11 protein-coding genes are annotated in these 12,826 nt (G+C 70.7%); 3 read left to right on the forward strand and 8 right to left on the reverse strand.

Annotated features, from left to right (window positions below):
• Window positions 1-3 precede the first annotated feature (3 nt).
• Entirely contained in the window at window positions 4-705 is a 702-nt protein-coding gene (locus OG730_RS20665; protein WP_327305630.1) for an SDR family NAD(P)-dependent oxidoreductase, read from the reverse strand.
• A gap of 223 nt (window positions 706-928) precedes the next feature.
• Here OG730_RS20665 and OG730_RS20670 point away from each other — a divergent pair, with 223 nt between their 5' ends.
• Entirely contained in the window at window positions 929-1,438 is a 510-nt protein-coding gene (locus tag OG730_RS20670; RefSeq protein ID WP_327305631.1) for an AtaL-like protein, read from the forward strand.
• 57 nt (window positions 1,439-1,495) lie between these two features.
• Here OG730_RS20670 and OG730_RS20675 read toward each other — a convergent pair whose 3' ends face one another.
• From OG730_RS20675 to OG730_RS20695, 5 genes are read right to left on the reverse strand one after another with little or no spacing between them, the layout of a single operon-like run.
• Window positions 1,496-1,819 carry a hypothetical protein gene (locus OG730_RS20675; protein WP_327305632.1) on the reverse strand — a complete coding sequence of 108 codons (324 nt, stop codon included), beginning with the start codon at window positions 1,817-1,819 and terminating at the stop codon, window positions 1,496-1,498.
• Window positions 1,816-3,711, reverse strand: coding sequence for an anthranilate synthase family protein (locus OG730_RS20680; RefSeq protein ID WP_327305633.1), 1,896 nt, complete (start codon window positions 3,709-3,711; stop codon window positions 1,816-1,818). The genes OG730_RS20675 and OG730_RS20680 overlap by 4 nt, the downstream gene beginning before the upstream one ends.
• Complete coding sequence (locus OG730_RS20685) at window positions 3,708-4,382, reverse strand: isochorismatase family protein (RefSeq protein WP_327305634.1); 675 nt, start codon at window positions 4,380-4,382, stop codon at window positions 3,708-3,710. Before OG730_RS20685 ends, OG730_RS20680 begins: the two co-directional genes overlap by 4 nt.
• A 58-nt stretch (window positions 4,383-4,440) precedes the next feature.
• Window positions 4,441-5,211, reverse strand: a complete 771-nt coding sequence (locus OG730_RS20690) for a 2,3-dihydro-2,3-dihydroxybenzoate dehydrogenase (protein WP_327305635.1) — start codon at window positions 5,209-5,211, stop codon at window positions 4,441-4,443.
• 28 nt (window positions 5,212-5,239) lie between these two features.
• A complete protein-coding gene (locus OG730_RS20695; RefSeq protein ID WP_442814969.1) occupies window positions 5,240-6,337 on the reverse strand; it encodes a 3-deoxy-7-phosphoheptulonate synthase in 1,098 nt (365 codons plus the stop codon).
• A 377-nt stretch (window positions 6,338-6,714) separates the two neighbouring features.
• Between OG730_RS20695 and OG730_RS20700 the strand changes: the two genes are divergently transcribed.
• Entirely contained in the window at window positions 6,715-7,746 is a 1,032-nt protein-coding gene (locus tag OG730_RS20700; protein WP_327305637.1) for a transaldolase family protein, read from the forward strand.
• Here the strand turns inward: OG730_RS20700 and pabB are convergent.
• Both pabB and OG730_RS20710 read right to left on the reverse strand, forming a co-directional pair.
• Window positions 7,667-9,784: an aminodeoxychorismate synthase component I gene (gene pabB, locus OG730_RS20705; RefSeq protein WP_327305638.1), complete on the reverse strand. Its 2,118-nt coding sequence runs from the start codon at window positions 9,782-9,784 to the stop codon at window positions 7,667-7,669. The two genes, OG730_RS20700 and pabB, sit on opposite strands and share 80 nt — an antisense overlap.
• Window positions 9,785-9,807: 23 nt before the next feature.
• Window positions 9,808-10,557 carry a methyltransferase domain-containing protein gene (locus OG730_RS20710; RefSeq protein ID WP_327305639.1) on the reverse strand — a complete coding sequence of 250 codons (750 nt, stop codon included), beginning with the start codon at window positions 10,555-10,557 and terminating at the stop codon, window positions 9,808-9,810.
• 284 nt (window positions 10,558-10,841) lie between these two features.
• On the opposite strand from OG730_RS20710, the gene OG730_RS20715 reads away from it, so the two are divergent.
• A complete protein-coding gene (locus OG730_RS20715; protein ID WP_327305640.1) occupies window positions 10,842-12,776 on the forward strand; it encodes a helix-turn-helix domain-containing protein in 1,935 nt (644 codons plus the stop codon).
• Window positions 12,777-12,826 lie beyond the last annotated feature (50 nt).

The raw sequence follows: 12,826 nt of genomic DNA on the forward strand, positions 1-12,826 counted from the left end.
TGGTCACACGCTGGTCTTGCGGTCGAGTACGAGGTCGTGCCCGACGATGTACGCGGCCGCGTCGGAGGCCAGCCAGACGACGGTGTCGGCGATCTCCTCGGGGCTGCCTCCCCTGCCGAGCGGGCAGGGGCTGATGGCGTTGATGCGGATGGCCTTGGCGAAGTACTCCTTGGCCGCGGTCCGGGTGAGGGCGCTCACCGCGGCCGTCGAGGCGGCGTACGCGCCGAGGCCCGGGAGCATGCCCTGGGAGCCGATGTTGCTGGCCGTGTTGACGATGACCCCGCCGCCGGCCAGCTCCATGTGGGCGATCTCGTGCTTCATGGACAGCCAGACGCCGGTCAGGTTGGCCGTCAGGCTCTGGGCCCAGGCGCTCTCGCTGATGTCGGCCACGCTTTGGTGCGGGCCCAGCTCGGTGGTGTTGTTGAAGGCCACGTGCAGGGCCCCGTGGCGGCGCACCGTCTCGGCGACGATGTGGGCGGCGCCGACGTCGGCGCCTTCCGTGGCGTCCGAGACCTCGCCGACCACGCTGTCGGCCTTGCCGCCCTCGTCGAGGATCTGGCGGACCGTTCCTTCGAGCGTCTCCGGGTGGCGGCCGGCGACCACCACCGTGGCTCCGAGCCGGGCGAAGGCCACCGCCGCTGCCCGGCCGATGCCTTCGCCTCCACCGGTAACGAGGACGACCCGGCCGTCGAACCGTTCAGACATCAGTGTTCTCCTGATTCTCCGCAGGGGGATCCGCGAGGGCGTTCACTCACACCGAACGCATTCGACCAGCGGCCACCTTGCAAGGAACCGGGCCTCGCCGGGCAGTGCGTTTCGGGCACTTCGTCAGGTCCTGGAGCCATCTGACGGAGTGCGCGGGCCCCCTTTGACACCGCGTTCGGGCCAGCCGATGCTGCACGCCGGTAAGCGGCCGAAAGGGAGATCAATGCTGACGCTTTCGTGGACCCGTCCGGTCGTCGACGCAGGTCGGGAAGGTCAGGACGGTCCCACCCGGGAGAACCTGTGGCAGGCCCTGCTGCACAAGGCGGAGCATCCGACGGACTACGTGCCCGCCATCGTGGAGTGCCGGATCCACGAGCGGTACGCGGACGGACTCCTACGGGAGATCCGGCGCGGGCAGCACACGTTCCTCCAGCGGGTCACCGCCCAGGAGAGCACCGGACGCATCGTCTACCGCCACCTGGACCCCACCGACATCGCGGAAATACGCAACGAGATCGGCGAGGACGAACGGGGGCGGCTCACCCTCACGCTGAGCATCACCCTGACCGAGGGCAGGACGGCCGAGGTCCTCGTGCAGAACCCGTATCTGCGCGACCTGGACGGCGACTTCCACGGCACCCTGGACGCCATGACGGCCGTGCTGCGCAAGGTCTCGACGGAGCCCGCGGCGACGGGGACGCCAACGGCCCCTCCCGACCCGGACGGGTCGTGAGGGGCCGTTTCGTCCACGGCCCCGGTACGGGCCTCGTACCGGGCCCCGGACGGGGCCTCAGATCAGGCCGGGGCCCGGCAGCCCGGGCAGCGTGTGGACGCCCTCGACCGTCGCCTCCACGTCGAACACCGTGTACTGCACCGGTGCCCGCCCGATCAGCTCGGCGGCCCGCGGCGCGAGCGGCCGGGCCGCCGCCTCCGCGGACTCCCACAACAGCACCGCTCCCCAGCGCTCGGTCCCCGGATCCGCGATCCAGAACTTCAGCCGCAGGCCCTCGACCGAAGCGAACCGGTCGACCGCCTCGTCGCGCAGGTACGACCGCAGCGACTCGATGCTGTGCCCCGAGCCGGCGAGATCCCACCAGGCCACCGTCGCCTTCATACGAGCTGCTCCTGCTCCTGCTCCTGCAGCAGTCCGGCCAGGGCCTCGCCGACGATGCGGACGCCGTCCTCCGTGAGCACGGACTCGGCGTGGAACTGCATCGACCGGAAGCCGGGACCGCGCAGCGCGTGCACCTCGTCGGTGCCCGCCTCCCGGCACACCTGGACCGTGCCGACGCCGGGCACCTCGACCGTGTCCGAGGCGCTCTGCGCCGCGAAGGTGTTGTAGAAGCCGACGCGCTCGCGCCGCCCGAACAGCTCGATCTCCCGCTGCACCCCCTGGTTGGGCTGCTCCCTGCGCCGCAGGCCGAAACCGAGCTTGGTGCTGAGCACCTGGTGGCTGAGGCACACGGCGAGGAACGGCCGCCGCTCCGTCAGCAGGGTGTCGATCGCGGCCCGCAGGTGCGCGATCTTCGGGTGGTCCACCTCCCGCGGGTCACCCGGTCCCGGGCCCATGACGACGAGGTCGTACGGGGCGAAGTCGTAGGGCTCGTCGAAGCGGCTGACGGTGACCTGGGCGTCGAGGGCCCGCAGTTGGTGCTCGATCATCGCGGTGAAGGTGTCCTCCGCGTCGACCACCAGCACCTTGCGGCCCGCGAGCAGCGCGACCGGGCGGGCGCGGTCGGCTTCGTCGTCCAGCCAGAAGCCGGCGATCGTCTCGTTGCGCCGGCTGAGCGCCGCCCGCACCTCGGGGTGGTCGCCGAACCGGCTCGGTCCGGCCTCCTCGAAGACGGCCAGCAGACCGGACGCCTTGGCGCGGGTCTCGGCGACCTCGGACAGCGGGTCGGAGTGGCGCACCAGGGTGGCGCCGACGCCGATCCGCATCCGCCCCCCGTCGTCGATGTCGGCGGTCCGGATGAGGATCGCCGAGTCCAGGGTGCGCTCGCTGTTCTCGTCCTGGCCCATGAGGGCCAGGACGCCGCTGTAGTAGCCGCGGCCCTGGGGCTCGTACTTCTTGATGACCCGGCCCGCGCTCTCCAGCGGGGACCCGGTGACCGTCGGGGCGAACAGCGTCTCGTGGAGGATCTCGCGCGGGTCGCGGGAGGTGCGGCCCTCGATGAAGTACTCGGTGTGCGCGAGCCGGGCCATCTCCTTCAGATAGGGCCCGACGACCCGGCCGCCCGCATCGCAGATCCGGGCCATCATCTTGAGTTCCTCGTCGACGACCATGTACAGCTCGTCGGCCTCCTTGCGGTCGGCCAGGAAGTCCATGACACCGCTCAGTTCGGGACCCGAGGCGGGGAAGCGGTAGGTGCCGCTGATGGGGTTCATCACGGCCCGGCCGCCCGACACGCTCATGTGGCGCTCGGGAGAGGCGCCGACGAGCGTGCGGTCGCCGGTGTGCACGACGAAGGTCCAGTACGCGCCGGTCTCCCGCTCCAGCAGCCGGCGGAAGATCCGCAGCGCCGTGGCGACGGAGTAGTCCCCGACGTCGGCCACGAACGAACGCTTCAGCACGAAGTTGGCGCCCTCGCCGGTGCCGATCTCGTCCGCGATGACACGGCGCACCGTCTCGGCGTACGTGTCGTCGTCGATGTCGAAGTCGCCGCCGGGCAGGAGGCGGACGGGTGCGTCGGGGATCTGCCGCAGCACGGCGTCGAGCGGCACCCGCGTCTGCTCGTCGATCACCATGGCGAGCAGCGGGGTGCCGTCGTCCGGTGCCTCGAAGCCGCGCTCGGCGAGCTGCCGGTACGGGATCAGGGTGAGGACGTCCTGCCGCGCGCCGGCCCCTTCCAGGACCTCGCCGAGGGGTACGTCCGCCAGGGTCGCGGCCTCGGTGAACGAACCGAGGAACAGGTCGAGCCGACCGGTGGGGGCGGTCTCCGGACGGTGGATCAGCGCGAAGGCCGGCGGCCGGTCGCTCAGGATCCGGCCCAGCTGGTCCGCAGTCATGCCGAAACCCTTTCCGCGTACGCGTCCACCCGGTCCGGGAGGGCCGCCAGGAGCTGCTTCGTGGTGGTCAGGGCGGCGCACCGGCCGGCCGCGTACTCCAGCGCCATCCGGTGCTCCTCCCAGCTGAAGTCGGCGACGGCGTCGGCGACCAGGAAGGGCTGGATGTCGTTGGTGAACGCCTCCACCGCCGTCATCAGCACGCCCACGTGGGCGTACACGCCGCAGATGATCAGCTGGTCGCGGCCCTCCGCCCGCATCCGCTCCAGCAGATCGGTCTTGAAGAAGGCGCTGTAGCGCCACTTGGTGAGCATCCAGTCCCCGGCGGCCGGCGCCACCGGGTCCACGACCTGGCGGTGCTCGGGGCTCGGCCGCATGCCCGGGCCCCAGAAGTCGGCGAGCAGGCCGCGCTCTTGGGGGGTCATGCCGCCGGGCTGCGCCGTGTAGGCGACCGGGATGCCGAGGGCCGCCGCGCGTACGCGCAGCTCTCCGGCGTTGCGGGTCAGGTCCACGACGGGCTGTTCACCGGCGGGGAAGGCGGTCAGGAAGAACTTCTGCAGGTCGTGCACCAGCAGGACGGCGCGGTCCGGGTCGACTTCCCAGTCGACGGCGTTGGCGGGCAGGTCGGCTGCCGAGGGCATCGGATACGGGCTGATAGCAGGTATGCCTGCCATGCGTTTCTCCCTCTCGTTCACGGTCTCGTTGACGGTCGGTCGACTGGTCACACCGGTCTCAGGCACCCAGGGCCGCACCGCCGTCCACGGTGAGGTCGTGCATCGTGATGTGCGCGGCCTTGTCGGAGAGCAGGAAGACGACCGCCTCGGCGACGTCCTCGGGACGGGCGATCTTGCCCAGCGGGATGCCGACGCGGTAGGAGCCCGGCACCCCTTCGATGGAGGCCTTCGAACTGCTCGCTTCCTGCCACATCGAGGTGAGCATCGGGGTGTCCGTGGACCCCGGCGCCACGATGTTCGCGCGGATCCCGAACTTGGCGACCTCCAGGCCCAGACACTTGGTGAACATGGTCGCGGCCGCCTTCGAAGCGGCGTACGCGGCCATCTCCGTACGGGCGGTGCCGGCGGAGTTGGAGGCGATCGTGACGATCGCACCGCGTCCGCGCGGCACCATGCGGTTGACCACGGCGCGCGAGACGAGGAACACGCCCGTGGTGTTGACCGCGAACGTCGTGCTCCACTCCTGGTCGGTGAGTGCCCGGGCCTCGGCGAGCCGCAGCACTCCGGCGGCGTTGACGAGGAAGTCGAGGGGCCCCACGAGCGCCTCCACGTCGTCCACGAGCGCCTCGACGTCCGCACTGGAGGTGACGTCGCCCGGGAATGCTTCGACGCGGCCTCCTTCCTCGATCACCGACTTGGCCAGGTCGCGCAGCCGGGCCGCGTCCATGTCGACCGCGGCCACCCGGACGCCCAGGGCGGCCAGCGCGCGGACAATGGCCGCGCCTATGCCTCCGGCCGCTCCGGTGACGAGAGCGATTTTTCCTTCCATGACGGGAACGCCCCTCTTTATTTCAGCCTCAGCCGCGCCAGGCGGATACGACTTCGACAGCCTGGTCGGAATTGAGGCGCGGGTCGCAGAACGAGGTGTACTTCTCGCCCAGCTCACTGACGTGGTATTCGTCGCGCACGCATTCGCGCACGGCGTCGGGAGTGGTCTCCAGGTGAAGTCCGGCCGCGACTCCGCCGTTATCGACGACGGCCGCCTGGAATTCCTGGACCTCGCGCACGACCGCCGTGATGTAGCGGGTCTTGTAGCCGCCGGGCGCGCTGACGGTGTTTCCGTGCATCGGGTCGCACATCCAGAGCACGGGGTGCCCGGCCTCGCGGACCGCGCGGACCAGTGCCGGCAGCTTTTCGGCGGCCGTACCCTCTCCCATCCGGGAAATCAGCGTCAGCCGGCCAGGCTCGCGCAGCGGGTCGAGACGGCCGCACAGCTCGACCAGCTCGGCCGGGGTCATCTTCGGGCCGACCTTGGTGGCGACGGGATTGGAGATCGACGCGAACAGCTCGACGTGGGCGCCGCTCAGCTCGCGGGTGCGCTCGCCCATCCAGGGCCAGTGCGTCGAGGTGAGCAGCACCGAGCCGTCGGGCTGGGTGCGCAGCATCGGTCCCTCGTAGTCCAGCAGCAGGGCCTCGTGGCTGGTCCACACCGGGGCCTCGGCCGCGGACGGGCGCTGCTCGCCGTGCCAGCCCAGGGAGCGCATGGCGGCCGCGGCCGCGCGGTAGCCGCTGACCAGCCGCTGCGGGTCGGGCCGGCGCAGCTCGGGATCGGGCTCCGGGCTGTTGACCATGTGGCCGCGGTACACGGGGAGTTCCACGCCGTGGACGATCTCGGTGTTGCTGGAGCGGGGCTTGCCGAACTGCCCCGCGAGCCGGCCCACCCGCAGGACGGGCCCCAGCGTGCGCGTCTTCATGACGCCGGCCAGCATGTCGAGGAGCGCCGCCTTGCGGGCCACGTATCCCGGGGTGCACTCGGCGGTGTCCTCCGCGCAGTCCCCGCCCTGGATGATCTGCACCTCGCCCCGCGAGGCCGCGGCCAGCAGGACCCGCAGGGCCTCGACGTCCTCCGCGCGGACGAGAGCGGGCGAGTCCTCGATTTCGGCCCTCGCATTCATCAGAGCGTCTTCGTTGGGCCAAACGGGCTGCTGGCCCGCCGGCGCTGATTTCAAGCGCGCGACACCGTACATGTGGCACCTCCCGGTACTGAACCTGCCGTGACATCGGATGCAGCGAGAAGCCTGCGAAGAAAAGAATGAGTCAACCACCAGAGATTCACCGATTCGTCAGGTGGCGACACATTCGGTCACGTCGACCGGCCGGCCGGAAATTCGACATGACGCATTGCCCGCATTCATGGAAGGGACCGGCCGCGAACGCATTAAAGTCCCGCGCGCGTCCCGGAGGACGGACCGGAGACGGCGATCCGCCCCCACCTGACACAGAGCCGACCACTCCCCTACGCCTCAAGTCGTGGACGCCTAAGGTCGGGACCGTGGTGAGTCAAGAAGCGCGAGACCTGCTGAAACAACTGGTGTCCGAAGGCGTCTCGCCATGGCTGAGCGCGCGCGGCCCCGAAGAGTTCGAGACGAGCGTCCGGCCTCCGGTCCTGGGTGTGGATTTCCACAACGCCCTGGCACCCCCGGGCAGCGCCCTCACGCTGCTCCAACGGACCTGCGACCTGCTGCGGCCCGTGTTCGAGGCGACCGAAGGCGCCGTCGGCCACGTCTCCGTGCCGGTCTCTCCCCGGTGGGCCCACGACGCGCACTCGCTCCGGTCGGCGGCCCGCGCCCTGCACGGGCAACTGGCGCGCCCCAACGTGCTCGTACGGATTCCCGCGACCCCGGCGGGGCTGAAGGCACTGGCCGACTGCCTGGCCGAGGGCATCGGGGTGCACGCCTCGATGGTCTTCTCGGCCGAGCGGTACGCCGAGGTGCTCGACGCCTACGTCGACGGGCTGGAGCGTTCCCTCGCGTCCGGCCGGTCGCTGGGCGAGGCCTTGATGGTGGCCTCGTTCCCGGTGGGGGTGTTCGACGCGGAGGTCGAGTCCCGGCTGGACGGGCTGGGGGTCGGCCCGGGCGACGAGGTCCGGGGCGCGGCGGGTCTGGCCGTCGCCCGCGCGATGTACCGGCTCCGTGAACAGCGGCTGTCCGGCGGCTGGTGGCGGGTGCTGCGGGCCAACGGCGCGCCGCAGCCACGGCTGTTGTGGACCAGCGGGGGCACCGATGTGGGCGCGCTCATCGGCTGGAACACGGCGCTCGCGCTGTCGGTGGACACCCTGGAAGAGGCCGCGCGCGGGCCGAATCTGAGTGGGGACACCCTGCTCACGAGGGAACGCGAGGCGAAGGGGGCACTGGTCGCCCTGGAGCGGCTCGGCATCCCCTTAGCCCGGGTCGCGGACGTGCTGGAGACGGCGGAACTCGGCCGCCTCCAGCACGACTGGGACGTTATGACGAGATCTTCTGGCGCTGCCCCTGCCGCTCCGGGAAGCGGGCATTCGTCAGTGCCAGGAAAGGGGCAGCCTTGACCGCCGTCTCCTCGTACTCCGCGTCCGGGTCGGACAGGGCCACCACGGCGCCTCCGACGCCGTACCGGACCCGGTCCGGGGTGATCGTCGCGGTACGGATCACGATGCTCAGGTCCGCGGCGCCGGAGAGCGAGAAGTAGCCGATGGCTCCGGAGTACACCCCGCGCGGGCCCGCCTCCAGGCGGTCGATGATCCGCATCGTGCGGATCTTGGGAGCGCCGGTCATCGAGCCGCCGGGGAACGCGGCGCGCACGCAGTCCAGGGCGCTCAACTCCGGCCGCATCCGCGCCCGTACGGTGCTCACCAGCTGATGCACCGTGGCGTAGTGCTCGACCCGGAAGAGCTCGTCGGCCTCGACCGAGCCCGGTACCGCGCAGCGGCCGAGGTCGTTGCGCACCAGGTCGACGATCATCAGGTTCTCCGAGCGGTCCTTCTCGTCGCTCAGCAGGTCCGCCACCAGGGCCGCGTCCTCTTCGGGAGTGGCACCGCGCGGGCGGGTCCCCTTGATGGGCGAGGATTCCATCAGCCCGTCGCGGGAGACCCGCAGGAACCGCTCGGGCGAGCTGCTCAGCACGGAGAGCTCGCCGAACTGGAGCAGGGCGGCGAACGGCGCCGGGCTGGTGCGCCGCATCGCGCGGTACGCCGCCCAGGGGTCGACGGTGGTGTCGGACTCCGCCATGTTGGTCAGGCAGACCTCGTAGCTCTCCCCCGCGGAGATCTCCTCCAGGCAGGAGTCGATGAGCCCCAGGTAGGCGTTCCGGTCGTGGCGCAGCCGGATCTCACCGCCCGAGCCTTCGGAAGGGGGAGCCGGCAGCCGCAGCCCCGAGAGGTGCGCGAGGCGCTCCGCCGTACCGGTCAGCCAGCTCCGGGCCTCGGCGTCGTCCCCCTCCGCGAGCGCGAGGAGATGGGTGGTGTGCGTGACGTGGTCGAACACCAGGGCCCGGTCGGCGAAGACCATCGTGGCGTCGGCCACGGGCGAGCGGTGCACGAGGTCGCCGCCGCACTCGGCCTTCAGCTCGTAGCCGAGGTAGCCGACCCAGCCGAGGGCGAAGTCGAAGGGCAGCTCTTCGTCTCCGGTGGGGAGTTCGGTGCGGATGGAGCGCAGGTCGCGGTCGATCCACTCCATGAAGGGTCCCGCGACGAGGCCGCCGTCGCCGCCCCGCGACTCCACGGTCACGACCTTGCTCCACACGTCGGCCGTGGCCACCCGGGCGAGCGGGCCGGTGGCGTCGCCCATGACGGAGAACCGGCCGCGCTCGGCTCCGGGCAGGCTGCTGTCCAGCCAGTAGGCGTGGTCGTTGCCCCGGAAGAGCCGGTCGTACACGGCCTCGGCGTCCCAGTCCGTGGTCATGCGGCTGGTCACCAGCCGCAGCTCACGCGCCGGCGTCGGCGCGGGCACGGGTACGGGAGCGGGAGCGGGTACGGGTACGGACGCGGGTACGGACACCGCCCGGCGCGCTCCGTGGGCCCTGCTCAACCGGGCGAAGTTCGCCAGCAGTTCCCTGCCGTACTCGCTGCAGATCGACTCGGGGTGGAACTGCACCCCCCACATCGGGCGCGTACGGTGCCGCAGCCCCATCAGGATTCCGTCCGGAGTCCACGCGGTGGCCTCCAGCTCGTCGGGGAGGTCCGTCACGGCGAGGGAGTGGTAGCGCACCACCTCCATGGGCGAAGGCAGCCCGGCGAACAGGTCGATGCCCTCGTGCAGGACGGGCGAGGTGCGCCCGTGCCGCGGCTGCGGCGCGCGGTCCACGGTGGCGCCGTGCATCAGGCCGATCCCCTGGTGTCCGAGGCAGATGCCCAGCAGCGGAAGGTCAGTCCGCCGGATGGTCTCCGCGCAGATACCGAAGTCGGCGGCCCGGCCCGGGGTCCCGGGACCCGGTGAGACGACGATGTTGTCGAAGGCGGCGAGGTGCCCGGCCTTCCAGTGCGGGTCGTCGTTGCGGACGACTTCCGGCTCCCTGCCATTCACCTCGGTCAGCAGGTGGAACAGGTTGTACGTAAAAGAGTCGTAGTTGTCGATAAGCAGCGTACGCATGATGTAACTCCCCCGGTTTTGATTCAGACTCCGAACGGCAGGATCTCGAGGAGCATGTGCTCGACCATGTCCTCGCCGTACTCGCCCTCACGGACCCGCTGGCCCGCCACCAGGCGCAGCTCGCGTCCGCAGTCGGCGGCGATCTCGTGCAGGGCGGCCAGGTCCCCGCGGTCGCTGAAGTGCAGCAGTACGGAACCGCCCGGGGTGGTCCAGTGCACGGCCTGCTCCAGGAACCGGCGGTGCGTCTGGTAGCCGGTGTCCACGTAGGCCCGCTCGTGCACCGACTTGTACTCGTAGCTCTCGGGGCCCATGACGTAGTTGGAGCTCCAGAAGATGACGTCGAAGCGCTCGTCCTCGGCCAGCCCCGAGAACAAGTCGCTGTGCACGGCCCGCAGACGGTCGGCCACCCCGTGCCGGTCCGCGTTGACGTGCGCGTTCTCCACGGCGGAGGGGCTGATGTCGGCCGCCACCACACGGTCGTAACCCGCCAGCGCGCTCATCACGGCCACCACCCCGGTGCCGCAGCCGACCTCCATGAAGGCACCCGAACGCGGGGTCTCCTGCGGGTGGCCGAGCCCCAGGAGCTCCAGGGCGATCCCGGTGGAGGGGGAGTAGACGGGGGCGAAGACCTCGTCGAACAGGTCCCAGTTCCGGCCCGCCAGCGTGAACTCCTGCGGGCGGTCCTCCCGGGTCAGGGACAGGTGGCTGCGCAGCAGGGACCGCTCAAAGCTCTTGAGCCGGGCCGCGTCGTGGATCTCGGACACCTGGGGCATGGGACTTCTCCAACATCGGCAGTCATGGTCGCGCTGGTGACGGCACCGGAGCGCTCGGTGATCACATTGCCGTCGCGGCAGCGTCTGCCAGAAGGTGTCCAGATGACAGCATCGGTCATGGGGAGTGGTGGCCCGATCACCCTCCGCGTCTCTGACCTCGAGCAACACCCTAGAGATTCTTGACCAGATCTTGCCTAAAGAGCTACGTTCATGCAGGCCAGAGAGCAATTGGACCGTCAAAGGTCCGGTTGTGAACGGCTTGTTACCCGGGGGGCGGTATAGACGTGGTCGACCATGCCTACGAGATGCTGGAACTGCTGAACAGAGAGGCGCCTGCGGCCGCATTCGAGGAAGTAGTACGAAAGGCGCGCGAATCCGGCATGTCCGGGGCCGCCCTCGCCCAATTGACCAAGGCGAGGGACCAAAGCCTCGGAGTGCGGGCACTCTTCGTCCGGCGCCAGCAGCGCGAGGCCGGCCTCGCCGCGCTCGTGGACACCGCGCGCGACCTGACGCTTCCGTACGACGTGGACGCCCTGCTCAAGGTCATCACGCGGCGGGCCCGGCTGCTGCTGGGGCTCGACATGGCCTGGGTCGCCCTCGACGACGCCGAGAGCGGGTGCTCCCTGGTGCGTTCCGCGGACGGCCACGCCTCGGCGCTGACGATCGGGTTCGCCGTCCCGCTGGACGGCGGCGTCGGCAAGCGGGCCGTGGACGGAGCCTCGCCGTTCTGGTCGGCCGACTACATGAACGACCAGAGCTTCCGGCACAGCAAGGTGATCGACGAAGTGGTGCAGGCCGAGGGCCTGCGCGCCGTCATGGCCATCCCGCTCAGGCACGAGGGCACCACCTGGGGCTCTCTGTACGTCGCGGACCGCAACATCAGGCACTTCACGCCCGACGAGACCTCCCTCATGAGCTCCCTCGCCGACCTCGCGACGGTCGCGATCGAGAAGGCCCGGCTGCTGGAGCAGACCCGGTACGAGGTCGTCGAGCTGGAACAGGGCACCTCCCGCGCCCTGGACTCCTCCACCACCGCCCGCCGGCTCCGGGAGACGCACGGCCGCCTGCTCGACCTCGTGCTGAGCGGCGGCGGTCTCGGCAACCTGGCCGCCGAGGCGGCCAAGGACCTCGCCGGCACCCTCCTCGTACGGGACTCGGCCGGCCGGACCCTCGCCTGCCCGGGCGCCGGTCTCCCGGAACTCGACGAGACCCGGATCCGTACCGCCCTGCTGGACGCGCACACCGACCGACTGCCCCGGAACGCGGGCGACGGGGTGTGGGTCGCCTCGATCGCCGCGGGCGACGAGATGCTGGGCACGCTCGTCCTGGCCACCGACACCCCGGTCACCGACCACCGCCTGCAACTCCTCGCACTCACCGCCCAGGTGACCGCCGTCGTCCTGCTGATGAACCAGGGCATGGCCGCCGCCGAAGGACACATACGCGACGAGTTCTTCCACGACCTGCTGCGCGGCCCGTCGCTGTCGCCAACGCTGATCGCGGAGCAGAGCCGGCGCCTCGGGCTCAACCTCGACGAACCCCACGTCATCGTGATCGCCCGCCCCGAGGGCGGGGTCCAGGGCCGCGTGGCCGCCTGGGCCGCCTCGTACGCCAACCGCCACCACGGCCTCAAGAGCGTGGACGGCGACCTCGTGGTGCTGCTGCTCCCCGGCACCGCGGCGGGCGACATCGCCAGGACGGCGGCCAAGGAGCTTTCCGAGGTGCTCGGCAAGCCGGTGACCGCCGGTTCGGCCGGTCCCACCGACAGCCCGGCGGGGATCGTGCACCTCTACCAGGAGGCCCGGCGCTGCCTGGACGCGGTGGCCGCGCTCACCGGGCCCGGCAGCAGCGCCTCCCCCGAAGAGCTCGGCTTCCTCGGTGTCCTGCTCTCCGAGAAGCCGAACATCGCCGGGTTCATCAACGACACCATCGGTCCGGTGCTCGACTACGACGACCAGCAGTACACCGAGCTGATCCGCACCATGGAGGCGTACTTCGCCTCCGCCAACAGCCCGTCCCGGGCGGCGGAGTCGCTGCACGTCCACCCCAACACCGTCTCCCGCAGGCTGGAGCGGATCACCGAGATCCTCGGTGAGGACTGGCAGAAGCCGACCCAGGCCCTCCAGGTGCAGCTCGCCCTCCAGTTGCAGCGCACCCGGCAGGCCCTCAACCAGGAGCGGCGGCGGCAGAACAGGCAACCCATCAGCGGATCCGCCTGATCCGCCCGATCCCGGCCGGTTCCGGCCGGTCCCGGCCGGTCCCCGCGGCG

The sequence above is a fragment of the Streptomyces sp. NBC_01298 genome (assembly GCF_035978755.1).
Taxonomy (GTDB): domain Bacteria; phylum Actinomycetota; class Actinomycetes; order Streptomycetales; family Streptomycetaceae; genus Streptomyces.